This window comes from Massilia putida, from assembly GCF_001941825.1.
In the GTDB taxonomy this organism is placed as follows: domain Bacteria; phylum Pseudomonadota; class Gammaproteobacteria; order Burkholderiales; family Burkholderiaceae_D; genus Telluria; species Telluria putida.
Genome location: NZ_CP019038.1, coordinates 1,154,669 through 1,178,758 on the forward strand (window position 1 = coordinate 1,154,669; position 24,090 = coordinate 1,178,758).

The following is a 24,090-nucleotide window of genomic DNA, read 5'->3' on the forward strand; positions in this document are numbered from 1 at the left end:
ACGCGCGAAACCGGCTGCCAGAAAATACGCACCGGCGTTGATGTCGTTCCTGAGCTTCGGCCGTGACGTGCGCCGCCCCGGGATGAGGCCGATGTGCCGGCCCGCCCCGTCAAGTGGCGATGAATCAAGGACACCCGCAAGTATCCGGAGGCAGTCCGCCAGGCAGCCCTAATGTCTCGGCGTTGACGATGGTCGTCGACTCGGGCAGGCCAAAGGAGAGTGGGATCATCGAGACCAGCGACTGATAGGGAACCGGCGTACACGTCTGGCTTCCGTCCGGCTGGCATATACGAGCCCGCACGAGGCGGATACAGTTACTGCCGTATGGATCTTTCAGGCAATTCGCATAATTTGCTGCCGGACTACTTGGCAGCGAGCCCGTCGGGATTGGCGACATCGTCAACGTGGTTCCGCTCTTTTGAATCGACATATAGTCGATCTTGACGTAATCGTCGGTCACCGGCTGAGCGAACATGAGCAGTCCCGACGATTCCCGGAACACCGCCTGCTGGCGTACCAATTGCATTGCCGAAGTACTGCTGAAATCTGCCGTTGCCGCCAGCGCCGCCCCGCGCCGCGTCACCTCCTGCAAGGTATTGCAGATGTACATCGCGCGCGCAATTTCAACGATGCCGAAGACAAACAGGAAAAAGAGCACGGCGACCAGCGCAAATTCGACCGCTGCGACGCCCTGCTCCCTAGATCGTGCCATCCGGACACGGAACAGTGATTTATTTGCCCGCATAGCTCATCGTCGTGTCGGCAGTCAGGTTCACGCCTTGGCCATTGGTGAAGTCGTCCGTGAACGCGCTGAAGATCCTGTCGCTGATTCTTAGCCGTACCTGAACGCGCACCGTCTGCGGAACGGCCCACCCGCACTGGGACAGATCGCATTGGACGACGATCGACCATGCATCGAACATTGGCTCGGTTTGGGCGATCTCGGCGTCCGCGATGGACTTGGCGAGGATGGCGACCGGTGCGTCACCGCCGGCCGTGACTTGTGTCGTCATCTCGATGCGGGACGCCGTGGCGAGGAAGCGTGTCGCGTCATGGGCCGCCTTCTGGGCCACGCTGTAGAACCAGAAGATCTCGGCAAAAAACAGGGGCACAGCCAGAAATAGAATCAGGATTGTGAGGGAAACTGCCATCTCCACGGCAACACTCCCTCGCTCGGCGTAGCGCCGCGGGACAATGAATAAGGTTCTCATGGGAAGAGCTTTACTTGAGCGCGCAAGGTTTGTTCGTCGACCAGGCCGGCGAACTCGGCGTATAGGTGAGTGCTGTCCGCAGGCACGGTCATGAAGAAGCGTCCGATGCCGCTCACGGTCGCCGAGTTGCCCGAGACCGGGCAGGCAAGCAGCGGAACATTCAGTACCCGCCGATCCGCCAGCCCCGGGTGGGATGGCGATTTCGTATATCCGGTCTTGAAGTACGGGGGCATCGATGGATAGGAACTCGCCGCACTCGGCTGTCCAGGGTTGTACAGGGTCTTCCAGCTCGCCGCACTAAAGACCGTGTAGCCCCCCGGTGGCGGCGAGGCGGCATAGTTGACCGCCTTCGCGTACGACCAGAGCACGCCATATTGGCCCGCCGTCGTTCCGTTCGGCGACGGGTCCGGGCCTGCTACTGTCCAGCGCTTGTTGTCGACCGTGGAAAGCGCCGCGGTCTGACCACTCGGTATCGCCGACATCCACGTGACCGTGTTAAACGTGTAGGCCTTGATATTCGTGTCGGGCGGCGCGGAGTCCGGGCTGCACGGGGCGGTCGCCGCGTTGTATGAGTCGAACCGCGAATTCAGGTGCTGGTACAGGTCGACCAGCGGGAACGGCGACGAGACGCTGACGGCCCCGCCCGTCACTCGTGCGACGGCCATCGTTCCAGTGCAGACAAAAGGCGCGACAGTTGCAATATCGTTCGCAGCGTTTCCTGTTGCGCCCGGACCCAGAAGCGGGTTGACCAGGAACGTCCGCCCAGAGCTCGTAGCCTGGGGATTCAGTTGCATGAGATCGTAAGCGACGCCCCGTCGGAAGCCGTACTCTTCGAGTTCGCCACTACGGTTCCGGCTGGCTTCAGGGCGCATGGTGCAAATTCCCAGCGGCGCCGCCGCGATCCCCACACGTCCAGCGACGGCGCGTGCGCTGACAGAAACTGTCGCCAGGGACGTCGAGACAACCCGCATGAACAGCGTCCGCACTTGCCCGTACGCCGGATCAAGCCCTCCTGTATCGACTTTCACGTAGAGGAGACCATTCGGACCGGATTTTGCTGCCGCGCTGGCGTATGGGATCCATGGCCCGCCGGGAGACCTGCCGAACTCGATCGCGCTATCGGCCCAAGTCATGCTTTGCTTCCCGTATTGATAAGTCAGTTCGCTCGGCGCGGATGCGTTAAACCTGGCCGACGCCTTCTGTTCGGCCCTGTTAATCCCGGCCGGCGTGCCATCGAGTTCGTACGCGGCGGCCACGGCAGCAGTATCGGCCACCGTCTGGAGCTCCATCTTGCGGTTGTAGACCTGGGAAAGCTCCAGTGCCAAGCCGCAGAACCCACAGATGATGATCAAGGCGCCGGCGAGCATTATCGCAATGGCGCCGCTGTCGCGTCCCAGCCGTTGCAAACCTCTTCGGCCGGTAACACATATGCGCGGGCCGAATGTGTTTGTCCTCATGCCGCCTCCCGTGAAAGCTGGTCTGGCTTTAACGCACTTGTCAGAACGATTCTAGCTATGGTTTATCCGGGTTAATTGATTTTGAATAATTTTCGGAAGCATTTTATGGTTGAGCCAAGGACTGACATTGCAGCGGACCGCTGACGAGTTCATGGTGCATTTGAACAGCGCGGAGCAATGACGGCAGCGCGGGATAAGCTTGGACTACCCCGGTCGTAATGGAAGGCCGGCATACCGGCCGGCCAAGAAAGTGGACGTCGCAGCAGAAACGATCTCGGCCCCAGTACCATTCGCGATACCATGCTGAATTCTCGATTCTCGACCCGGCAATCGGAGGCGTTCGAAGGTCACTTTCCTTAAGCGCGTACGTCGTCTCCATCTTGAGCCTTTACCGAAAGAGTGTCGTCCAGGGATGGCAAGACAGATGGAGGCGAGGACTGGATCGAACCCGCACGAACGGCATTGCAGCCATTTCAGCATCTAAGAGTTTGCGAGCAGCTTGAAATCACGCGTTGCACCACATGAGTTCGCTTTAACCCGCGTCCACGATAGCCAGGGCAGTTCAAGTCGACCGGCGCGGTGAATATCGAGATGTTCTACGATCCCGAGCGCCCGATCCCGAGCGCCGGCACAGCTTCAGCAACGGTATGGAACTCGCCGACTACGCAAGACAATATTTTCAACGGCTGTCGAGTCTCTAGAAAGGCCGTGGAGATCCATAGCAGCAATGCCTATCATTTGCGAATTTGGCCCCGGCCGACTCCACTGATGCCAGACGTGGTCTCAGTTAGGAATCAGGCACAAAGTGTCGTATTATCGTCGGCACATTAGCCGCATTGCGATGCCGGTTGAATGGTAACGAAACCGTCATTGGCCGCGTCCCGCAAGGTCACCCGACAGGTTTGTCATGGAAGCGCCCCGCCCTAACGAAATCCCCCCGGCAGATGGCGTGCACTCGGCCTTGATTCCGGACGACGTCGCTGGCGAATCCCTCGAAAGCGTTCTGCGCGAGCGCCGCCTGGACGTGCCGACCTGCCTGCGCCTGGGCAGTGAACTGGCCCGATGGTTGGATGATTTGCACAGTAAGCACCTCATTCACCGCGATCTTCGCCCCGCGAATGTCGTGCTCGACACGCGGCACGAACTACGCTTGCTCCGAGTGAACGGAGATTTGTCTGGGACTGACGCAACAGCCCGGCCGAGCGGCGATTTGCCGCGCGACTGGGCTTACGCGTCGCCCGAGCAAACCGGACGCCTGAATCGCGTATTGGATTACCGCACCGATTTCTACTCGTTGGGGATCGTGCTGTACCGGATGCTTACCGGCCAACTGCCATTTGCCGCAGGCGATCCCGTGGAATGGACGCATTGCCACATCGCATGCAGCCCGCCGGCACCGCAGAGCATCGCGCCGGAAGTCCCGCGAATCGTGGCAGACATCGTGCTGCGGTTGCTCGCCAAGTTGCCGGAAGACCGCTACCAAAGTGCGCACGGGCTACGAGCCGATCTCGACCGTTGTCTGGCGCAATGGCAGACGACGGGGCGGATCGAGCCGTTCCCGCTCGGCTTGGACGACGTATCGGAGCGTTTTCTCATCCCCCATAAATTGTACGGGCGTGACCAGGAGCTGGCGACGCTGTTGGATGCGTTTGACCGCATGGCGACTGGCGGCGTACCAGCGCTGGTGAGCGTGGCGGGATATTCGGGAATCGGTAAGTCGGCATTGGTGCACGAGTTGCAAAGGCCGATCGTGCGCGCCAACGGCTATTTCATTGCCGGGAAGTTCGACCAGCACCAGCGCGACATTCCATACGCTACCGTTACCCAGGCGTTCCGGACCCTGGTTCAGCAGCTGCTGACAGAAAGCGAAGAGCGCATCGCAGACTGGCGCCAGCGGATTGCCGAAGCGGTCGGCAGCAACGGCCAGCTTATCGTGGATGTGCTGCCCCAGGTCGAGCTGATTATCGGAAAACAGGCGCCGGTCCCGCCACTGCCGCCGACCGAGGCGCAACACCGGTTCCGGATGGTGTTCCGACAATTCATTGCGTATTCCAGACCAAACTGGACACCCATTCCACGGCAAACTGGACACTGATTCCGCGGCAAACTGGACACCCGTTCCAGCGCAAACTGGACACTGATTCCGCTCCAAACTGGACAGTTTGAAGCGGGCCGAAGGGGCTGGCGGCAAGGGATAACTGTGGCACTCTCGCGGATTTTTCCGGGAGGGTTGCTTGACCAACAAAAGGTTATCCATGCGCAAAATCCATGAAGTCCTGCGGCTGCATTTCGAGCACGGCCGCTCCAAGCGGGAGATCGCCCGCATCATCAACGCCTCGCCGACCACCGTGTCGGACTACCTGGCCCGCGCCAAGGTGGCAGGCTTGCCGTATCCGATGCCGGCGGATCTTGACGACGCCGCGCTTGAGTGGCGGCTGTTTCCGCCGAGCGAGCCATCGTCAGTGAAGCGTCCGGCGCCGAACTGGCTGACGGTGCACAACGAGCTGCGCCGCAAGGGCGTCACGCTCGAGCTGCTGTGGCAGGAGTACAAGGTCGAGCAGGCCGACGGCCTGCAGTACAGCGCCTTCTGCGACCACTACCGCCGCTGGCGCCAGCAGCTGACGCTGTCGATGCGCCAGACCCACACGCCGGGCGAACGGCTGTTCGTCGACTATGCCGGCCAGACCGTCGGCGTCACCGACGGCGCCACCGGCGAAATCCGCGACGCGCAGATCTTTGTCGCCGTACTGGGCGCGTCGAACTACACCTATCTCGAAGCCACCTGGAGCCAGCAGCTGCCTGACTGGATTGGCAGCCACGTGCGCGCGCTCGAGTTCTTCGGCGGCTGCACGGAGCTGTGGGTACCGGACAACCTGCGCAGCGGCGTGACCAAGGCGTCGCGCTACGAGCCGGACCTCAACCCGACCTACCACGACCTGGCGGAGCACTACGGCGTGGCCGTGCTGCCGGCACGTGCCCGACGTCCGAAAGATAAAGCGAAGGTCGAGAACGGCGTGCTGGTGATCACCCGTTGGGTGCTGGCGCGGCTGCGCCACCAGCGCTTCTTCAGCCTCAACGAGCTCAATCGCGCACTGCGGACCCTGCTGGCCGATGTGAACCAGCGGCCCTTCAAGAAGCTGCCGGGCTGCCGCGCCAGCGCCTTTGCGGAGATGGACCAGCCGGCCCTGCGTCCGCTGCCGCAACGGCGCTACGAGTACGCCGAATGGAAGGTGGCCCGGGTGGGCATCGACTATCACGTCGAGATCGACGGGCACTACTACTCGGTACCATGCCAGCACGCGCGCGCCCAGGTGGACGTGCGCGTCACCAAGATGACCGTCGAAATCTTCCAGCGCGGCCAGCGCATCGCCAGCCACGCCTACTGCACCGTCAAGGGCCGCCATACGACGATCGACGCGCACATGCCCGCGGCGCACCGTGAAGTCGCCGGCTGGAACGCCACCACGCTGACGACGCGGGCCGCTGCGATCGGGCCGCGTTGCGCGGTGCTGGTTGAGCGGCTGCTGCATCAGCGGCGTCATCCCCAGCAGGCTTACCGCAGCTGCCTCGGCGTGCTGTCGTTGGGCCAGCGATATGGCGTCGAACGCCTGGAGGCGGCCTGCGCCCACGCCCTCAAGCACGGTGCGGTGAGCTGGAAGAGCGTGCAGGCCATCCTCAAGAACGGACTCGACCAGCAACCGCAGGGCGTGCAGCGCACGCTCGACTTGCCCGAGCACGAGAACCTGCGCGGCGCCGCCTACTACCAATCGCATCAGCTGCACTGACATCGCGAATAAACGATATAAACAATTTATGCATTGAACGCGGAAGCTGCGCCCCCCGGGCGCGCTCTGCAACCATGAAAGGACGTACCATGTTGCATCATCCCACCCACGACAAACTGACGCGCCTGAAGCTGTTTGGAATGGCGCGCGCCTTTGCCGAGCAGAGCGCACTGGACCTGGACCATCTGACTTTCGAAGAGCGTCTCGGCCTGCTGGTAGACCATGAAGTGACCGAGCGCGACGGGAAGGCACTGGCCCTGCGCCTACAGCGCGCCAGGCTCAAACCCAACACAGCCGCCGAGGACATCGACTACCGCCACCCGCGTGGCCTCGACAAGGCGCTGTTTCAGCGCTTGCTGGCCGGGCAATGGCTGACTGACAGGCAGAACGTGCTGCTGACCGGCCCCACCGGCGTGGGCAAGACCTGGCTCGCATGCGCGCTGGCACACCAGGCCTGCCGCCAGGGCTACAGCGCGTACTACGTGCGCTTGCCGCGCCTGCTCGACGAACTGGGCATTGGCCGTGCCGACGGGCGCTATGGCAAGCTGCTCAAGCAACTGGCCAGGATCGACACGCTCGTGATCGACGACTGGGGCCTGGCTGTGCTCGACGATGCCCACCGGCGCGACCTGCTGGAAGTGCTCGACGACCGCCACGGAACCCGCTCGACCATCGTGACCAGCCAGCTGCCCATCGAGCACTGGCATCCCGCCATCGGCGACCCGACCCTGGCCGACGCCATCCTTGACCGGCTCGTCCACAACGCCCACCAGCTCAACTTGAAAGGAGATTTCCTGCGAAAAAAACGGGCCAATTTGACAAGACCAGCTCATCAGGAGTAAAACCCGAACCTCGACCCCGTGCCGTCACGCCCCGAGTGTCCAGTTTGGCCTGGAACAGGTGTCCAGTTTGCGCTGGAATGCGTGTCCAGTTTGCGGCGGAACGGGTGTCCAGTTTCGGCGGAATACGCAATTCTCTGCGGTTTGGCGGACACATATGGGAAACTGTTCTTGGCGCGCTTTTGTGTGGGCGTAAGCGAGGCCTGCGTTCTTCCGGTTGGCTGGTCATTAATAGCCGATTACTTTTCCTCACGGCGCGCTCCACGCGCCTACAGCATATTCACGCTAGGGCCATTGATCGGCGGCGGCTTTTCACTTTTGGCCGGAAGCCTTGTGATCGCATTTGCGGACAAGGTACGGCTTCATTTTCCAACGCTTGAAGCGCTTGCGACGTGGCAACTGGCATTCGTACTCATCGGAGTACCTGGCTTTTTTCTGGCCGCTGTGCTGTTGTTGACGGTGCGCGAACCTACGCGGAGCCTGATGCGCCAGGACACAGCGAACGATCGGCAATTCACGCTCCGTGAAACCGCAGGATTTCTTTGGGCACGTCGCCAATTTTATGGCCGAATTTATCTCGGCGTAGGAATGCTCGCCGTGGTGGTTCTGGGTATGCCTGCGTGGCTGCCATCGTTCCTTATCCGGTTCCATCGGGTTCCTCCTGCTTTGGTCGGATTCCGCCTTGGCGTTCTCGTCGTGACATTTGGAGCGGCCGGCGTACTGATCGGCCCATCGGTGGCGCGCCTGTTGGAAAGCCGGGGCCACAAGGACGCCGGCATCCGCACCGCCGCATTTTCGATGGTCGGCATGTTTCTTTTCTGCGCCGTGATTCCCTTCGCACCTGGACCTGTGGGTGCGCTCGCCGCTACAGCGGGAGCAATTTTCTTTTTCAGCCTTCCGACAGGCGTCATGGCCGCCGCGATGCAATTTGGTACACCGAGGCGTTTGCGTGGAGTAGTGGCATCGCTGTACACCTTCTCGGCACAATTCATTGGCTATGGAATCGGTCCGACCGCAATCGCACTAGTTACCGACAGAGTCTTCGGAGATCCAAAAATGGTCGGCTATTCGATTGGGATAGTGTGCTGTATCGCCTCAGCCATCGCGTCGTGGTTGATGTTTTCAGCGCTACCTCACTATCGGCGACTGCTTGCCGACGAAAGCGCCGCTTTGCCTCCCGGAGCTTGATTGCATCGCCATGGTTTGTCGATGCGGGGCGGTGGTCTTCGTTGTTTGGCTTGCAGGTAGCCAGTAATGCAACCAAGTCTGAACGCCCGCCTTTTGGAATAGCGGATCCGGCTGACGCACCGGCGTTTCGTCGCGAGTAAGTGCCGCGTTACCTGAGCAACTTTCCCGGCAGGTCACTCAGCCGCGGCGAGCCATGCCGATGTGTCCAGGCCACAAGCCCGGCGTAGGGCACGATGCGGCAGAGACATCGCCGATCGCGACTGCGCATCGGCTTCACCACGACCGTTTCCCCGTACAGCACACGTGCCGCGAGCGGATGGGCGGCGTATGAAGTGTGTCGGCCCATCCAACCGCTTGCTGAAATTGCCACTGATCCTGGCTATTTGAAACCATCAGCGGACTTCGAAATGAATTCCGTCCGGGACGGTTGTGCAAGGCGACCGGCCCGGACGACGTCATAGACCGCTGCGACACGGAACCCACTTGAATCGGTGATTAATGAGGAAGCCGAGCCGCCCCTTGGCACAGCGCCAATTACGCCATCGTCGTGACATCGCATATCTGTTCAATAAATGCCTCCCGGTGTTTTACCAATGTACGGAACGATGCGGGGCCGTAAATTGACACTACCACGTCTAAAGGTTGAATCTGTATATAGCCAAAACAGCGGCCCCGGATATTCAAAGCAATGCCCGCCTCGAGAAACAAATCACAGAAGCGGCGCGCTCGAATACCGACTTAAGGCAAAAGAACGACTATCGGCTAATAAGGAAGATAATGGAGACGAAACAAAATATTCAGCTGCGTAAGCATGGATTAGCTTGCGCATTAACTGCAGCCCTTGGAACGGCGATCTGCCTCCCTGCGTTTGCGAGTGATGACGTTGACGCTTTGAAGCGTGAACTGGCTGAGCAACGAAAACTGATCGAGCAGCTCATGGCTCGACAAGGAGTTCTGGCGCCTCCTGCACAGACCAGCAATCATGCGAGCAGAGCACCTGAGGCACAGCCCAGTATCGCTACGACCCCGCCGCCCGGCAATGTGTCGGTGTATGGCACCGGTGACATCGCGATCATGAACGTTGACAGTGGAAACGGAAGGAAAACTACCGTAAATGGCGGAGGCGGTTGGACGGCATCGCGTATTGGCCTGAAAGCCGAACGAAACCTGCGCGGCGGCGGTTTAAAAGCGGTTGTTGTCGCGGAAGCCGGTGTCCAGTTTGACACCGGCGTGGCTGGCGGTGCGGCCCCGACGAACGGGATTGGGTTGACGCCATCATCAAGTGGCTCCCCGGGGAACGGCAGTCAGTTATTCGCCCGTCAAATGTATGCCGGAATAGAGGGTGATTTCGGCGCGTTGACGGCAGGACGGCAATACACCGGCTCATATTTCCTGCTTGCCTTTCTCTCCACTGCGAGAGGCCAAGGTCTTTTGGGAAATCCCGTTGTATATATGTCGCAGGTTGGTGGTATGCCGACCCGTCTGAATAATTCGGTCAAGTACTTATCACCGAACGTAAAAGGGTTCGAACTGAACATCACTGCCACTGCTGGCAGCGAGAACAATGTAAGAAATTCTACGGCAGTGGGCGCAACGACGACCAACAGCTCGGCAGGAAGAGGTTATGACGCTGCCCTTACCTATGGGGCCGGCAAATTCAAGTTCGGAGTAAGCACCTGGAACCTGAACAACTCGAGCTGGGCAACGCTAGTAGAAACAGGGCTGGCGAAGAAAAAAGGTGCACTGGCCGGCGCCAGTTACGATTTCGGCACCCTGAAGCTTTATGGAAATTACACTTCCGGCTCGATTAAAGGTGGAAATTATGAAAAGGTGACGGGAACGCTTTCGAATGCCGACGCTTGGTCTATCGGCATCTTGGTACCATACGGCAAGCACAGCTTCGTGGCGAGATATTCAACACTAAACGATAAATCGCGCCTGAATCAAGATGCCAAGATTTACGGCTTGGGCTATGGCTACACACTGGATGAAAGCACTCAGCTCTACTGGACTTGGGGCAAAGTCCGCAACAGCCACACGGCAGGATATAGCTTGCTGGACGCTGGCAGTCTGGTGCCACAGACTGTGACTGCAGGCTTTAGCCCATCCGGCGCGATGGTGGGTGCCAATATCAACTTCTGATTGCCACATTGTTTGTTATGCTGCTGAAAAGAACTCTGCAGGGACGTTTTTGACGTGCGGACTGTCCTTGACCGTTTTTCGCTATCTTAGATTTTTCAAGGTAAAACGCAGTCAAGGACAGTTTGTGCGGCTTTCTGAGTTCTAAAATTATCAAAGGCCGTTCTGGATGATGCCGGCCGTTTCCGGTCTCGCTCAAAAGTAGCTTGCCAACGACGGTATCAATCCTGAGGGCGATGACCGAGTTACAGTCCGTACCTACCTCGCCCTTCGTATGCAAGAGCCGGCGCGCGAGCCTATTACGACGTCTTTCGCAGGTCCATCGCGTATCCATGCCACACCTTCGGCATGCCGCCAAAACAGAACTGGAAAAAGTCTACAAGCGGATTGTGGGTAACCGGAAGGTACAGCCGACGCTTATGGGCCCTAAGAATGGCCCCGTACAAAAAATTCCTGACAGGCTCGATCCGCTGGATCGCCTCGTCGCCAATATTGTTATCCGCCACGTCGCCTATTTGCCTTGCTCGCGAGCGGCAGGCGTCGGCTTCGGTTCGTCCTTACCCGACCTGACGCACGTGCAGCTACAGCCGGGCGGTTGCGCAACCGGAAGCATGCCTGCGCTGCAACCTGATAGGATCGTGCAGTTGTTCCGCTGGCGGTTGTACGAAGCCTGGCAGCGCTGCACGGAGTCGTGCGTCGTAAAACGTTCGACGGCTCCGCTACCGGCTTCGACCGGCGCTGCTTGCCGCCAGACCTTGCGTCATGCTGTTCGGCCTGGGGCGCCACCAGTGAGCCGACAGCCAGGCACGCGACCAGCAATCGTGTGATCGTGATATTCATAGTTCCCTCCCCTGATGCGATTTGCTTGCTTGAGATAAGCGGGCTGGATAGCGATTAGAGCGAGCGGCCAGCCCTCATGTCATGTTTAGATATCCAGGTAAGTGACCCCTACGCCCAGGACGGGATACACCTGCTGTGCCGGATTGGTGATTGGCGACTTCGTCGGGCCGCTCGGCGTGAACGAGAAGCTGCTGTCGCTTTGCTGGGACGTTACGGTCGACGTGTAGGTATCCACGCTACCGCCGCCCAGCGAAATGAAGCCAAACAGACTGACGTCGAAGGTTGTGTGGGTCTTTTGCCAGGACTGGAATTCGCTGTAATCACCGTTGGTGACCGTGACACTGATCTCGGGGAAACCGCTGATCACGATGGTGGAAGGGTAGCCGAAGTTGTCGGGAAGCGCGCCGCCGATGAATGCAAAGCCGCTCGGCGCCGCACTGCCGGGCTGGGTATTCTTGTACGCCTGCTCGCGAGCGGATGCGGTCTGTATTTGACGGCGTTGGCCTCAGATAGGCGCTTGCCAACGCGGCCTCGTCCACGACACCGGGTGCCCACCGCCGACCGATGCTTTTCCAGACGCATTTTTCTTGGGATTTCCCCGTCATTTTCCTTGGTCAGTCGTTGTCATCACAAGCGAACCTAATACCCCCTCGCAATGCATTTGACACAGGGACAGAAATCGGCCAGACTCCGCTATATGTTAGCGCTATTTGTTTGATGGTATAAAATGTTATAGATCCACGAGATCCCGATGCGCCCCGTCGCTCCCACTGCTTGCCTACCGTACGACCACGCCGGCGCACTGCCGCTGGGCCGCAGCCCGCGTTTCCATCGCGCCGTCTACCGCACCCGCATCGTCGTGCGGGCCCGCCAATTCCACGAAGTCGGCGACTTCGTGCTCGACATTGACGAGAACACGATGCCGATGATCCGCGGCGGCGGCCCGGACTGCTGGCCAGGATCCGCCGATGTGGTGAACATGTGGCCACGCGACGCGCTGATCAAACATGGCACACACAAGCTGCCGACAGTGGGCGATGGCCGCCGGTGCGAAATCTCGGACAGCCCGTCGATCATGAGCGCTTCGTCGGCGAGCGCGGCACGCGGCGGCCATGCCTGGTTTCGCACTGGCGCCCCCGAAAGCATCGACCTGAACACCGGCGGCTGTAACTTGCTGGCGGACGAGGAGCAACTGGCGCGCCGCCGGCAGCAAGGCGTGCCGCCGGCGCCGCCCAGCCAGACGCCCTGGCGGGAAATCTACTGCCACCGTCGGTGGCGTGGCGCAGAATTTGCCGCGCCACAATCACTGAACCGGCGCCCGCCGCAGATGTAATAACAAACCAAGGAGACCTTTATGAACGGCATTGCGCTCGAGAGCACCAATACCATCCAGGAGGCAGAAAACACCCGCCTCATCGTCCTGATCAGCTGCGTTGCCACCATCGGCGGCTTCCTGTTCGGCTTTGACAGCGGCGTCATCAACGGCACCGTCGACGGCCTGAAGCAGGCCTTCCATTCGACCTCCGCCGAGCTAGGATTCGAAGTCGCGTCGATGTTGCTGGGCTGCGCGCTCGGTGCCTTCTGCGCCGGCCGGCTGGGCGACCTCTGGGGACGCCGCACAGTGCTGCTCATCTCGTCCATGATGTTTCTGCTGTCGGCGTTGGGGGCGGGCTTTGCGACGAGCTCGGTCGTCTTCGTCGCCGCCCGCGTGCTGGGCGGGTTTGCGGTCGGCGCGGCCAGCGTGATGTCGCCGGCCTACATCGCCGAGGTGGCCTCGGCCCGCTACCGGGGCCGGCTGGCGACGGTCCAGCAGATCGCCATCATCAGCGGCCTGTTCTGCGCCTTCTTGAGCAATTATGTCCTGGCGCGGGCGGCCGGCGGGTCGACTGGCGCGCTGTGGCTGGGACAAGAGGCTTGGCGCTGGATGTTCTGGATGATGGCGATTCCCTCTGTGCTGTTCCTGCTGCTGCTGCTGACGATCCCGGAAAGCCCGCGCTTTCTCGTCGTAAAGAAGCGCAAGGACGAGGCGCTGGCCGTGCTGGAACGCCTGTACGGCGCGGCCGCGGCCCGCGCGAAGTTCGACGCGATTGATGTTTCGCTGTCGGCAGACCACCACCGTCCGCGCCTGTCGGACTTGGTCAACAAGGCGACGGGCAAGCTGCGCCCGATCGTTTGGGTCGGCATCGGTCTGGCGACGTTCCAGCAGCTGGTCGGCATCAACGTGGTGTTCTATTACGGCGCGGTGCTGTGGCAGGCCGTGGGTTTTTCCGAGAGCGATGCGTTGCTGATCAACGTCCTGTCGGGTGGCCTGAGCATCGGCGCCTGCATCGTCACGGTGTTCCTGATCGACCGCATCGGCCGCAAGCCCCTGCTGTGGATCGGCTCGGCCGGCATGGCGGTGACGCTCGGACTGGTGACGTTCGCCTTCGCCAGCGCCACGCTCGACGCCGGCGGCAAACTGGCCCTGTCCGGCACGATGGGCGTGGTGGCGCTGGCCGCGGCGAATATTTACGTGATCTTCTTCAACCTGTCCTGGGGTCCGGTGATGTGGGTCATGCTGGGCGAGATGTTCCCCAACCAGATCCGCGGTTCCGGCCTCGCGGTCGCCGGTGCGGCCCAATGGACGTCTAATTTCCTGATTACGGTGACCTTCCCGGTGCTGCTCACCGGCATCGGCCTGGCCGGCGCTTACGGCCTGTACACCCTGGCCGCGCTGGTCTCGATCTACTTCGTGCTGCGCTACGTGCATGAAACGCGCGGCAAGGAATTGGAGCAGATGGAAGGCTGAGGGCGCTCGATACCGCCGCTGCTCACCTTTGCCAGCGCGTACTGCCCTGGCCGCCGACAAAAAGGTCGTTGATGATCAAAATCCGCATCATCAACGACCTTTCGTTTTTTGTCGAGACTATGTCACTTCAGGCTTCGTGATTCCCGCTTCCCGTTGCAAATCACCGGATACCATGCCGAATCATCGATCCTGACCCGGCAATAACGGGCATCAGGCAATAGATCTTCACGATCGCGCCCGTCGTCTTCAACTTGCCCGTTTACCTCATGGTACCGTAAGGGATCGCCTGACAGCCCACCGACGCTGGTCCGAGCTGCGGCGGTAATCTGGCGCAGCTCGTCAAATTTCTGAAAAACCGACTCTGACCACGCGCCGCATCGCCGACGGCGCGGCCGTGCCCGCAAACATGTTGCCGGCCAAGAAATTCCTCATCTATCGACCGGACCACGAGCACCGATAATTTTCGCGTGCTCTATCCGCGTGCGCGCTGCAGGAAAAAGCGCAGCATTTCCCTGCTCGCGTTCGGCCCGCCCTCGTCGGTATAGCTGCCGCGCTGCGTGCCCCCGGACCAAGCATGTCCTGCGCCTGCGATGGACCAGTGCTCGGCCAGAATGCGATCACCCTTGCCCATATGGATATATCTGGTGAATGCACGTCCGCCCGCTATGCCGGTTTCCGTCGAAAAGGAACGATGCCCGGGCTCGTTGGATCGTTTGTTTGGATGACCGGCGATATATTGTTGTACAACGCTGAGGCTATTCTTGGGGTGAACCGTCGAGTCTTGGTCACCATGAAAAGCTATCAACGGCATGCTGACTTTACATGTCCCATCTGACAACTCGTCCGCCTCTACGCCATCTTTCATGGCCTGCATAGCACCGTAATGGTCAATCGCGCTCCTGTGCGCCAGTCCGGAATGGCAACCGACTGCGGCGAACAGCTCCGGATAGGTTCTACCGAGAACGACTGCCATTGCCCCGCCTGCAGAGAAGCCAGCAATATACACGCGCGTCTCATCAATCGAGTAGTCGGCATTGATTTCTTGTATAGCGCCGGCAATCAACGCGGGCTCGCCTTGGCCTCGATGGTGATGGCTTTCCTCGAACCAGTTCCAGCACATGGTCCAGTTGGCTTGCACGGACTGTTCAGGGTACAGGACGAAACAATTATGTTGTTCAGCAAGTTCATTCATGCCTGTGCCGACCGCAAAATCACTGGCATTCTGACCGCCACCATGCAGCATAACGACCAAAGGCAATGGTTCACCAACGTATTCAGTGGGGATGAACAGTCTGCACTGCAACGATCCCTCATCGGAGGCAAAACGTCGCGCAATGAAGTTGTCGTCTTCCGGAGAACGCTCGCGAAACGACCAAGGTAATTGAGCAAAACTCGGCCAAGCACCCAGCATGACATTCAGCATTTCTGCCTCCCGGTATCCATTAGGTCTACAATATCTCATATTGTCCGGCCTATGCTGCATCGCAGCATGCAGATACGGCGCCGTCTTCCTGTAGGACAAACGGCCATGGTGGCGCAAGTGATTGACGTCATCATGACAGCGCCCGGCGCACGCAATGGCAACCTTGTCCTGGCGGCCATCGTCACCTGCATATTTCGCCGCCGGGATTTCTCCGGTCGCGAACAGGTCGGCCACGATGCGCCAATCGCCCTTGTATTTCTCCCGGACGAACAGGCTCTTCGTCTTGAACGGCTTTCCTTCGCGGCGCGCGGAACGACACCCTACGTGGCGCTCGCCGTCATCGGAAGCAGCGCCGCGTTCGCATCGGTACAGGAACCGCACGCGATACTGGCCATCTTCATTTCAATTTGAACATCCGTATCCAGCTCGTCCTGGTTTCCTTCCTGCGCCTGAGGGTAATGCATCCGGACCTCGCCCGTACATGCCCGGCCGGGGCCGGCAAGCCATCCGCGTGCGCAGCCATGGCGTTGGTCGCGCTGGCGATATGGTCGTGCAGCCGGTTGCAGTTGCGGGCGCTCATGTATGTGGCGATGGGATTCGCGGCGGCCGCGGTCTGCGACTGGCTGTGGCCGCAGCCGATCTGGCCCGACGACTTTACTGGTCCAGGCTTGCCAACGCCCAGCACTGAGTCCACGAAAAGATCGCATGCCGCTGCTCATCGCTGACGTCTTCCAAGAGGACCGCGCTCAGAAAATCGGCAACGTTTCTGCGAACGGCACGGGGTAGAAAAGCGGCCGTCGCGACCGACGACTCCATGTCCGGATGAACGCTCGACATCATGATTTGTACGACGAGCTCGGCGTGCTCGGTCCATCCGGCACCATCGACGTAGGCCATGAGCGCGACAACGCTTTCCGGCAGATTCATTGGGTCTCGCATGGACGTGCTCTCGTCGGGGATGTCGAAGTCGTCGAGAATACCGCAGTCGTGTAACGACAGCATGAATTCCGGAACATGCAGGCTCGTAAGTGACAGACGTTGCAACGACAATGTGGCGCGCTTGGTACACCGATGAATCGACCGGCTCGGCACATGATCACATCGCCATCGCCGTTTTGTCCTCGGCGCGGATAGCAACGCCTGACAACATCCGCGGGATCACGGCTGAACCAATCCCACTTGTGGACTTCCCCGAGTTCAGTAGACAAATCCCGGCCTCGCATCGAGGCGCACTCAAAGGCCTCCGGGCTGACATGGCCCAGGTGACTATGGCGCCTGGTTCGATTGTAAAAGACCTCGATGTAATCGAAGATATCGGCCCGGTCATGACCCGGGACATTACTCGGGCTCCCTGGCAAAGTACCGTGCGGCCTTACAGCAGATCGCGCTCTTCTTCCAGGCGGCACATCTGAGATCGCAGCCGTAGGATCTCGCTTTTGCTTCGACCAGCTCTGCGCTTTGTTTCTCGTCCTTCGTCGGCATCACGGCCTTGACCCACTTGTACAAGCTGTGAGCCGATACCCCGAACCGGGCCGCAACTTCCGGGACCGGGTAGCCGCGCTCGACTACTTGCCTGACAGCTTCTTCCTTGAATTCTGGCGTGTAACGCTGTGTACTCATTCATTTCTTCGATACTCGATCATAGGTCTGAAATGTCCACCGGAGTCGGGCAAGTCCATGGTGCCAACTAAGGCCAGAGTCTGCCGGCCCAGGAAAGAAAAAGCCCCTGCAATCAGGGGATTGGATTACATCACATGCTCGACTTGCCTGCTATTGCCAGCGTCGAAATCATTCCACTCGATGATCAATGGCTGAGGTAAACCTATGAATTGCCTAGTAGTTTACAGGCACTGTTGGGCCAGTACCATTCACAATGCGACGCAAAGCTCCTCGACACTTCACCCGGCAACAACGGGCACGACCTCGCCTTTACCCTGCTGATCGGACCGGAACTTGCCGCCGCCACGCTCAGTGGCCGACAATCCGCCTGAACGCGCGGCTGCTCGGGCCCCGCCGGCAAGCAGCGTGGCTCCGCCGTGCTGAACGACGTGGCGTGCTGGCGCGTGCGATGTCGCCGACCATGGCCGTGACAGGGCGCACGCTTGCGACGCCGTCCTCGCGCGTGTCGCGTTCTGCTCCTGCGGAAATACATCAAACGCTGCGGCAGACCGTGATTCGGCCGACCGAGCGCTTGAGTGCCTCATGCCGTGAACAATCATACCGCGGCGTCAGAACCGATCGAGGTCGCGCGCTAGCTTGACGGGCCCGCTGAACGCAGGCGCGATCCCGTTCACATAACCGTCGAGATCGGTTTCACCATCCATGCCGGGAACGACATGGGTCAGCACGACCTCGCCGACGTGCGCCGCCGCAGACAGCTTGCCGATTTCCGCCGGCGTCAGGTGATCTTCTTCCATGTGCCTGATCATATTGGGCAGCATCGCCGGCGGCAGGTCGGACGCACGCTTGAGTATCCGCGCCATCTTGTCCAGGTCGATGACTTCGCTGACCAGCACGTCCGCCCCCGCGGCGAGCCTGGCGAGGTTCCTGGACGGTCCCGTGTCGCCGGTGTACACGTACACCTTGTCAGGTGCCTCGATCCTGAACGAATAGGAGCGCGACACCTGGGCAGCCGCGCTGCCCGGCGCGAAATGATAATGGTCGTTGGTCACTGCCAGGACGCGAATGTTCTCGTCCTTGTAGACCACGGTCGGCTGGTCCATCGCCGGCGCCATGTCTGCGGCATGCACGGTCTTCTCGATGGCGATCTTGCCCTCGCCGCCGACGCTGCCGATCGGCGCCAGTTCGGCCGGGCGCGCCGCCTGCGACAGCGCCCGCACCATGTCGACGGTGCCGGGCGGGCCGATCACGGGCAGCACATTGGTCGCATTGAACATCCAGCGGCTGTTCAGCACCTGGCCGAGGTCGGCGTTGTGGTCGATATGGTGATGCGAGATGAAGACCGCGCGCACGTCGGCGAGGGACAGTCGAGCGCCCACCATCTGGCGTTCGACGCCCGAGCCGGTATCGAACAGGTACACGGTCTTGCCGACGACGATGGCGTTGGCGGGTTCCGAGCGCTCGCGCCGGATGACGGGTCCGCCGCCGGTACCGAGGGTGACGAATGCAGAGCGCGCGGCGACCGGGGCCGCGGGTGCGTCCGACGCGTGGAGCGGCACTGCCGCGCAGGCGGCAAGGAGAGTAGCGAGGATGGTGTTTTTCATGATGTCGGCACGATGGGGCGGTCAATGGATCAGAACTGGTCGAGGTCGTGTGCGACGCGCACTTCGCCGGAGAAGGCCGCGCGCGCGCGCGCGACGAGCGCGGGTGCGATCGCGTCGGTCGGTCCGCTGATGGCCAGGTGTGTGAGCACCAGCCGCGCGGCGCCCGCCTGCGCCGCCAGATCGCCGGCCTGCTGCGGCGTCAGGTGCTGGCTTTTCAGGTGGGCGATCAAGCCGGGCCTGGTTTCGGGCGGCATCGGAGAATGTGGTCCGTTGATGTTCGCGATCGTGCCCTCGAGGTCGATCACTTCGCTGACGACCAGGCCGACGCCCTTGAACAGGCGCGCCACCTGCGGACTCACCCCGGTATCGCCCGTATAGCCCACGGCATTCGCACCGGCGTCGAAGCGGTACGACAGCGACTCGGTTCCCACGTCGGCCGGCACGCCCGGACGCTCGTCGAAATGGGAATTACGCACCGAGCGCACGCGCACGCCGTCGACCGTGAGATCGCTGCCGTCGCGCAGGATGACAACGTTCACTACGTCCTGCGGACGCGGATGCGGCTTGCCCCCTTTCAGCGCAATCGCCACCCTGGCGGAGGGCTGCATCGATTCCACGATACCGCTGACGAGGCGGTCGGTGCCCGGCGGTCCGTACACGGTCAGCACGCCTGGCGCATTGGTCATCCAGCGCAGCCCGATCAGGCCCTGCAGGCCACCTATGTGATCCATGTGCAGGTGGCTGATGAACACTTTGTCGACCTGCGCGGCCAGCCGCTTGGCGGCCGCGAGCCGTTCCACGGCGCCGTCGCCGCAGTCGACCAGCCAGTGGTGCGAACCGGCCGACAGCAGGTTCGCCGATTGCGAGCGCTCCGCGTTGGCGACCGGCCCGCCGGCCGTGCCCAACGTCGTCCAGGCGAGGGCCATGGCTGCCGGATCGTCGGCGGCCATGGCGCCCCCGGTCGCCAGCACGGCAAGGAGCGCGACGGCCGTGCGCGACGACTTGTAGTAGGCATCTCGTACGTTCATGTGGTCATACCTTTCATCGATCGTTCAGAATGCGTGGCGCAACCCGAGCGCCAGTCCGTCGACGGCGCCGTTCGCGGGCACGGCGACGCCATCGCGCCCGCTGGGGGACACGGCGATCGGCCTGCCGTTGAAGCCGCCGTTCCGGTCGGTGACCCGGCCGGCGCGGGCATAGGCCGTCGTCCTTTTCGACAGGTTGTAGTCGGCGCCGACGTTGAGATACCGGTTGATGCCCGTCGCCTTGGCGGCGCCGGTCGCGTACACCCGCCCGTTGTCCGCGGCCGCGCCGACCTCGGCGTTCAGCCGCACCGCTGAGGCGATGCGCCAGGCGCCGCCGAGCGCGCCCGCCGTCACCATGGGCGCGCTACCGTTCGGCAGCGTGTTGCGATGGCGCCAGAGAATCGAGCCGAGCTCGAACGCGTCGAACCGGTAGTTGGCCCCGGCCGTAAGGATCCGCTGCAGCGCCTTGCCGCCGGCGGTGAGGTTTTGCCCGCCGCCCTGGTAGGCGAGCACGGCACCGAATCCGGCGCGGCGGTATTGCAGCATGCCGGCGGAGCCATTCCTCGCTGTGCCCGCGCCCACGATCTGGGGGTTCGCCAGATTCGGCGAGAGGGGGGCTTTCTCCCCCAGCGTGGCGGACCATTGCAACGACAGCCCGCCGACGGCCGGCGACACGTAGCTGACCATGTTGTCCAGGCTGGTCTGTTCGACGTTCGCCAACTGCATGACGAGCGCGGGAGAAAACGGCGAGAAATGGTCGGGGTCGTACTGCGCCAGGGCGGTCTGCATGACCGAGAATTGGCGACCCAGGCGCAACTCGCCATAACGTGCCGATGCGATGCTGACCCAGGCCTGGCGTCCGAACAGCCTGCCGTCCGGCGGCAAGCCTCCTGTGTCGACAAAGATCGGGGCTTCGAGGACGAAGCCGGCACGCAGTCCGTCACCGAGCTCCTCCGTGCCGGCGAAGCCGAGGCGCGACGGGACGTGGCCGGTTTTCATGAGATGGGTAAGACTGGTCCCATTGCTGGAACTCAGGTGCTGCAGGCCGGTGTCGAGCACACCGTAGACGTTCACGGACGATTGCGCGTGCACGACCCCGGCGGCGCCCAGGGCCGCCAAAACGAAACGATACTTCAAGGGTTGTCTCCTATGGTTTTTTTAGATTAGGAGACACCATGATCAACAGTAATGACGAGGCCGCCTATTGGCACTTGGTACAATAGCCTCTGACACACACCCGTAGTACCGTGACCTTTTGCCCGCCGGCGCGCCGCTACGACGTCATGATGTTTTCGCCCCGCCACCTCGCCTGCCGCCTGTTCCTGTTCTCCGCCCTGTGTTGCGCGCTGCAGCCGGGCCGCTGCGCCGCGCCGGCACGAATCCTGCTGCTGACATCGAGCGGCACGACGGCTCCGTGGGCGCTGCAAATGGGAGAAGCGTTGCGCGGCGAGCTGCTGCGGCACCATCCGTCCGCCGAACTCGATCTCGAGGTGATGCAGCAGCCGGTCCCCGCGACGCCACGAATGCCCTTGCCGACCTGGCTGCTCGACAAGTACGCGGGCCGCAGGTACGACGCGATCGTGCCGCTGGTCCCCGATCAGTTGCTGGTCGCGGTCGCGCTGCGCGACCGCCTGTGGCAACAGGCGGCCGTCGTCGCACCGGAGCTCGACGCGACGCGGGCCGCCGCACTGGCGGGCATGCCCCGCATCAGTGGACTGCTCAGGCAAGATCCCGTCGCGCGCAATCTGGCGCTGATGTTCGCGCTGTCGCCACATGCCCGGCACATCGCCGTCGCGAGTGCCCGAATCGACGGCGACCCGATCCGTCCGAACTGGCGCGCTGCGCTCCGACCCTGGCTCCGGCGCGCCGACCTGGTCGACCTGAGTGGACTGGTCCCGGACGACTTGTTGCGGCGCGCCGCCGCCCTGTCTCCCGATACCGTGCTTTACCTCGCCGCCCCCGCCACGGCAAACACCTCCGCCGTCATGACGGCCCACGACATGTTGCGCGCCATCGCGCCCGCCACCCGCGCCCGCATCTTTATCGACGTGAGCACGCTGCTGGGCGTTGGCGCCATCGGCGGCTGGGTTGACTCGCCCGTCGAGCATGCGCATGACATCGCGTCGCAATTGAACCGCGTCCTGGCCGGCGTGCCCCCGGCCGCGATCGGTTTCGAGCCGCATAGCCCGCCTCGCTTGCAGTTCGACTGGCGCGCGCTGCGCCGGGCCGGCATCGACGCGAACGAGCTACCGGCGGGAAGCGAGATCCTGTTCCAGCCGCCGGGACTCTGGGAGGCTTACCGCGACACGGTGCTGGCGGCAGGACTCGTGCTCGTCATGCAGAGCATCCTGATCGGCGCCCTGCTGCTGGAGCGCCGGCGCCGCAAGCACGCCGAACGCCAGACGCGCCAGCATCTCGGCGAACTGGCGCGCCTGGACCGGGTAGGCGCGGTCGGCGTGCTGTCCGCCGCGCTCGCGCACGAGATCAACCAGCCGCTCGGCGCGATCCTCAGCAACGCCGAAACCGCCGAGCTGCTGCTCACGGCCCCGTCGCCACCGCGCGAACAACTGCGCGAACTGCTGGATGCAATCCGCGCGGACAACCAGCGCGCCGCCGACGTGCTGGTCCGCTTGCGCGGCTGGATCGCCGACAGCGCAGCCCAGCAGGAACGTCTCGCCCTGAATCCTTTGCTGCACGAGGTCGCGCGCATCCTGCGCGTCGAAGTGCACATGCGCCGCGCGGTGCTGCTACTGGATCTGACGGAGCCGCTGCCGGACGTCTTTGCCGATAACGTCCAGATCCAGCAGGTGACCGTCAACCTCGTGCTGAACGCGCTTGACGCCCTGGAACAGATCGCACCGGACCAGCGTCGGATCATGGTCAGCAGCAAACGCAACGCCGCTGGCGATGTCGACGTCTGCGTCGCCGACAACGGCCCTGGCTTGTCCGGCGCCGCGGCGCATCGGCTGTTCGAACCCTTTTTCAGTACCAAGCCGGATGGACTTGGGGTCGGCCTGTCGATCAGCCGGAGCATCCTGGCGCGCCACGGCGGCACGCTGCGGGCGGAGCCGGCGCCCGGCGGCGGTGCCCTGTTCCGCTTCACCCTGCCCGCACTGGAGACGCCATGACACACGTCCTGCACCTGGTCGACGACGACACCGGGTTCCGCACCGCACTGGCGCGACTGCTGCGCACGATCGGGCACACGGTGCGGGAATACGAGAGCGCCGAGGCCTTTCTCGCAGCAGGTGCGCCGGCGCCCGGCTGCCTGCTGCTCGACGTCCACATGCCCGGCCTCTCCGGCATCGAACTTCAGGAACACCTGACGGCCCACGCGTCACGCGTCCCGATCATCTTCATCACCGGCCAAGGTGACATTCCGATGAGCGTCCGTGCGATCAAGGCCGGCGCCGAGGATTTCCTGACCAAGCCAGTCGGCCGGGCAGCGCTCGAGGAAGCGATCGCGCGCGCCCTCGAGCGCGTCGTCCGGACCGGGGCCGAGGTGGCGCTGCAGGAGGCGCGCACGCGGCAACTAGCCCTGCTGAGCAATCGGGAGCGGGAAGTCGCGGCATTGCTCGCCGAAGGATGGCTGAACAAAAAAGTGGCCGCCGCCCTCGGCACGACGGAGCGCACGATCAAGGCGCACCGGGCCAGCATCATGGAAAAGTTGGGTATCCGGTCGGTCGTGGAACTGGCACGGCTGCTCGACCCGCGACAGTGAGCGAACGTCCGGCCAAGACGACGCCGCGTCGCGACAGGGCGGTGTCGCGTTACCGGCCGGGACAGCTGTCGTTCCCCGGATGTGCGGAATGCACGCCGGGTTCTCGATCAATGCGGAAGCGCAGATCTACCGATATCGTAGAGCGCGGTTGGCGCGCAACCCATCTACACGGCTTGCAGTCCACTGCATAACTGCTTCGGCGCCATAACACAGACTGCACTGTTGGCACGATAGCGTGCGATTCTCGGTAACGGTCATCATCCCTGATCTGCTCAAATTGCGGACCTTGAGCAGGCTTAAAACAGATCCGGACAAACGATTTATGCTGCGTAAAAAGGCTCGCCTAAGCGAGCCTTTTCAAATCATAAGAGTATAGTTTTCTATGCGAAATCTTACCCACTCGATGATCAATGGCTGAGCTAAGCCTATGAATCGACTAGCATTTTTACG

The 24,090-nt window shown here is 61.9% G+C and carries 19 protein-coding genes and 2 pseudogenes; 10 read left to right on the forward strand and 11 right to left on the reverse strand.

Going from position 1 to position 24,090, the window contains the following annotated elements:
* Window positions 1-124: 124 nt before the first annotated feature.
* The 3 genes from BVG12_RS07410 to BVG12_RS07420 are packed head-to-tail and all read right to left on the reverse strand — an operon-like array spanning window position 125 to window position 2,617.
* Entirely contained in the window at window positions 125-745 is a 621-nt protein-coding gene (locus BVG12_RS07410) for a TadE/TadG family type IV pilus assembly protein (RefSeq protein ID WP_229503831.1), read from the reverse strand.
* Window positions 732-1,211, reverse strand: a complete 480-nt coding sequence (locus BVG12_RS07415; protein ID WP_075791877.1) for a TadE/TadG family type IV pilus assembly protein — start codon at window positions 1,209-1,211, stop codon at window positions 732-734. The genes BVG12_RS07410 and BVG12_RS07415 overlap by 14 nt, the downstream gene beginning before the upstream one ends.
* Complete coding sequence (locus BVG12_RS07420; RefSeq protein ID WP_229503832.1) at window positions 1,208-2,617, reverse strand: pilus assembly protein TadG-related protein; 1,410 nt, start codon at window positions 2,615-2,617, stop codon at window positions 1,208-1,210. The genes BVG12_RS07415 and BVG12_RS07420 overlap by 4 nt, the downstream gene beginning before the upstream one ends.
* Before the next feature lie 958 nt (window positions 2,618-3,575).
* On the opposite strand from BVG12_RS07420, the gene BVG12_RS07425 reads away from it, so the two are divergent.
* From BVG12_RS07425 to BVG12_RS07445, 5 genes are all read left to right on the forward strand, one after another.
* Window positions 3,576-4,763, forward strand: coding sequence for an ATP-binding protein (locus BVG12_RS07425; RefSeq protein WP_083684737.1), 1,188 nt, complete (start codon window positions 3,576-3,578; stop codon window positions 4,761-4,763).
* 160 nt (window positions 4,764-4,923) lie between these two features.
* Window positions 4,924-6,453, forward strand: a complete 1,530-nt coding sequence (istA, locus tag BVG12_RS07430) for an IS21 family transposase (RefSeq protein WP_075791334.1) — start codon at window positions 4,924-4,926, stop codon at window positions 6,451-6,453.
* Between the two features lie 89 nt (window positions 6,454-6,542).
* Entirely contained in the window at window positions 6,543-7,295 is a 753-nt protein-coding gene (gene istB / locus BVG12_RS07435) for an IS21-like element helper ATPase IstB (RefSeq protein WP_075791880.1), read from the forward strand.
* An 81-nt stretch (window positions 7,296-7,376) separates the two neighbouring features.
* Complete coding sequence (locus BVG12_RS07440; RefSeq protein ID WP_267877478.1) at window positions 7,377-8,480, forward strand: MFS transporter; 1,104 nt, start codon at window positions 7,377-7,379, stop codon at window positions 8,478-8,480.
* 777 nt (window positions 8,481-9,257) lie between these two features.
* Window positions 9,258-10,622: a porin gene (locus BVG12_RS07445; RefSeq protein WP_075791882.1), complete on the forward strand. Its 1,365-nt coding sequence runs from the start codon at window positions 9,258-9,260 to the stop codon at window positions 10,620-10,622.
* Window positions 10,623-11,544: 922 nt separating this feature from the next.
* On the opposite strand, the gene BVG12_RS07455 is transcribed toward BVG12_RS07445, so the two are convergent.
* Window positions 11,545-11,826, reverse strand: coding sequence for a hypothetical protein (locus tag BVG12_RS07455; RefSeq protein WP_075791884.1), 282 nt, complete (start codon window positions 11,824-11,826; stop codon window positions 11,545-11,547).
* A 384-nt stretch (window positions 11,827-12,210) separates the two neighbouring features.
* On the opposite strand from BVG12_RS07455, the gene BVG12_RS07460 reads away from it, so the two are divergent.
* Complete coding sequence (locus BVG12_RS07460; RefSeq protein ID WP_075791885.1) at window positions 12,211-12,792, forward strand: IlvD/Edd family dehydratase; 582 nt, start codon at window positions 12,211-12,213, stop codon at window positions 12,790-12,792.
* A gap of 21 nt (window positions 12,793-12,813) precedes the next feature.
* Complete coding sequence (locus tag BVG12_RS07465; protein WP_075791886.1) at window positions 12,814-14,247, forward strand: sugar porter family MFS transporter; 1,434 nt, start codon at window positions 12,814-12,816, stop codon at window positions 14,245-14,247.
* A gap of 472 nt (window positions 14,248-14,719) precedes the next feature.
* Here BVG12_RS07465 and BVG12_RS07470 read toward each other — a convergent pair whose 3' ends face one another.
* Complete coding sequence (locus BVG12_RS07470) at window positions 14,720-15,670, reverse strand: extracellular catalytic domain type 1 short-chain-length polyhydroxyalkanoate depolymerase (protein WP_075791887.1); 951 nt, start codon at window positions 15,668-15,670, stop codon at window positions 14,720-14,722.
* Between the two features lie 105 nt (window positions 15,671-15,775).
* Between BVG12_RS07470 and BVG12_RS07475 the strand changes: the two genes are divergently transcribed.
* Entirely contained in the window at window positions 15,776-16,081 is a 306-nt protein-coding gene (locus BVG12_RS07475; protein WP_075791888.1) for a hypothetical protein, read from the forward strand.
* Between the two features lie 243 nt (window positions 16,082-16,324).
* Here the strand turns inward: BVG12_RS07475 and BVG12_RS07480 are convergent, their stop codons facing one another.
* The 6 genes and pseudogenes from BVG12_RS07480 to BVG12_RS07505 form a co-directional block, all read right to left on the reverse strand.
* Window positions 16,325-16,672 (reverse strand): hypothetical protein, encoded by a 348-nt coding sequence (locus tag BVG12_RS07480; RefSeq protein WP_169926779.1) that lies wholly within the window; start codon window positions 16,670-16,672, stop codon window positions 16,325-16,327.
* Between the two features lie 233 nt (window positions 16,673-16,905).
* Window positions 16,906-16,992, reverse strand: a pseudogene (locus BVG12_RS35780) (IS3 family transposase); the annotation flags it as partial.
* 53 nt (window positions 16,993-17,045) lie between these two features.
* Window positions 17,046-17,290: pseudogene (locus BVG12_RS07490) on the reverse strand (transposase); the annotation flags it as partial.
* A 608-nt stretch (window positions 17,291-17,898) separates the two neighbouring features.
* Window positions 17,899-18,894: an MBL fold metallo-hydrolase gene (locus tag BVG12_RS07495; RefSeq protein ID WP_075791891.1), complete on the reverse strand. Its 996-nt coding sequence runs from the start codon at window positions 18,892-18,894 to the stop codon at window positions 17,899-17,901.
* A gap of 29 nt (window positions 18,895-18,923) precedes the next feature.
* Window positions 18,924-19,922: an MBL fold metallo-hydrolase gene (locus BVG12_RS07500; protein WP_075791892.1), complete on the reverse strand. Its 999-nt coding sequence runs from the start codon at window positions 19,920-19,922 to the stop codon at window positions 18,924-18,926.
* Between the two features lie 24 nt (window positions 19,923-19,946).
* The gene (locus tag BVG12_RS07505; RefSeq protein ID WP_075791893.1) at window positions 19,947-21,056 is read right to left on the reverse strand and encodes a porin; all 1,110 of its coding nucleotides are present in this window, start codon (window positions 21,054-21,056) and stop codon (window positions 19,947-19,949) included.
* 110 nt (window positions 21,057-21,166) lie between these two features.
* Here BVG12_RS07505 and BVG12_RS07510 point away from each other — a divergent pair, with 110 nt between their 5' ends.
* On the forward strand, window positions 21,167-23,047 hold the full coding sequence (locus BVG12_RS07510) for an ATP-binding protein (RefSeq protein ID WP_156895568.1): 1,881 nt from the start codon (window positions 21,167-21,169) through the stop codon (window positions 23,045-23,047).
* The gene (locus tag BVG12_RS07515) at window positions 23,044-23,640 is read left to right on the forward strand and encodes a response regulator transcription factor (RefSeq protein ID WP_075791895.1); all 597 of its coding nucleotides are present in this window, start codon (window positions 23,044-23,046) and stop codon (window positions 23,638-23,640) included. The genes BVG12_RS07510 and BVG12_RS07515 overlap by 4 nt, the downstream gene beginning before the upstream one ends.
* The last annotated feature ends 450 nt before the right edge of the window (window positions 23,641-24,090 follow it).

Bases quoted from the DNA above. Each gene is read 5' to 3' on its own strand.
- BVG12_RS07410 (WP_229503831.1), bottom strand. From the start codon at position 745: ATGCGGGCAAATAAATCACTGTTCCGTGTCCGGATGGCACGATCTAGG.
- BVG12_RS07415 (WP_075791877.1), bottom strand. From the start codon at position 1,211: ATGAGAACCTTATTCATTGTCCCGCGGCGCTACGCCGAGCGAGGGAGT.
- BVG12_RS07425 (WP_083684737.1), top strand. From the start codon at position 3,576: ATGGAAGCGCCCCGCCCTAACGAAATCCCCCCGGCAGATGGCGTGCAC.
- istA (WP_075791334.1), top strand. From the start codon at position 4,924: ATGCGCAAAATCCATGAAGTCCTGCGGCTGCATTTCGAGCACGGCCGC.
- istB (WP_075791880.1), top strand. From the start codon at position 6,543: ATGTTGCATCATCCCACCCACGACAAACTGACGCGCCTGAAGCTGTTT.
- BVG12_RS07445 (WP_075791882.1), top strand. From the start codon at position 9,258: ATGGAGACGAAACAAAATATTCAGCTGCGTAAGCATGGATTAGCTTGC.
- BVG12_RS07460 (WP_075791885.1), top strand. From the start codon at position 12,211: ATGCGCCCCGTCGCTCCCACTGCTTGCCTACCGTACGACCACGCCGGC.
- BVG12_RS07465 (WP_075791886.1), top strand. From the start codon at position 12,814: ATGAACGGCATTGCGCTCGAGAGCACCAATACCATCCAGGAGGCAGAA.
- BVG12_RS07470 (WP_075791887.1), bottom strand. From the start codon at position 15,670: ATGCTGAATGTCATGCTGGGTGCTTGGCCGAGTTTTGCTCAATTACCT.
- BVG12_RS07475 (WP_075791888.1), top strand. From the start codon at position 15,776: ATGGTGGCGCAAGTGATTGACGTCATCATGACAGCGCCCGGCGCACGC.
- BVG12_RS07480 (WP_169926779.1), bottom strand. From the start codon at position 16,672: ATGCTGTCGTTACACGACTGCGGTATTCTCGACGACTTCGACATCCCC.
- BVG12_RS07495 (WP_075791891.1), bottom strand. From the start codon at position 18,894: ATGAAAAACACCATCCTCGCTACTCTCCTTGCCGCCTGCGCGGCAGTG.
- BVG12_RS07500 (WP_075791892.1), bottom strand. From the start codon at position 19,922: ATGAACGTACGAGATGCCTACTACAAGTCGTCGCGCACGGCCGTCGCG.
- BVG12_RS07515 (WP_075791895.1), top strand. From the start codon at position 23,044: ATGACACACGTCCTGCACCTGGTCGACGACGACACCGGGTTCCGCACC.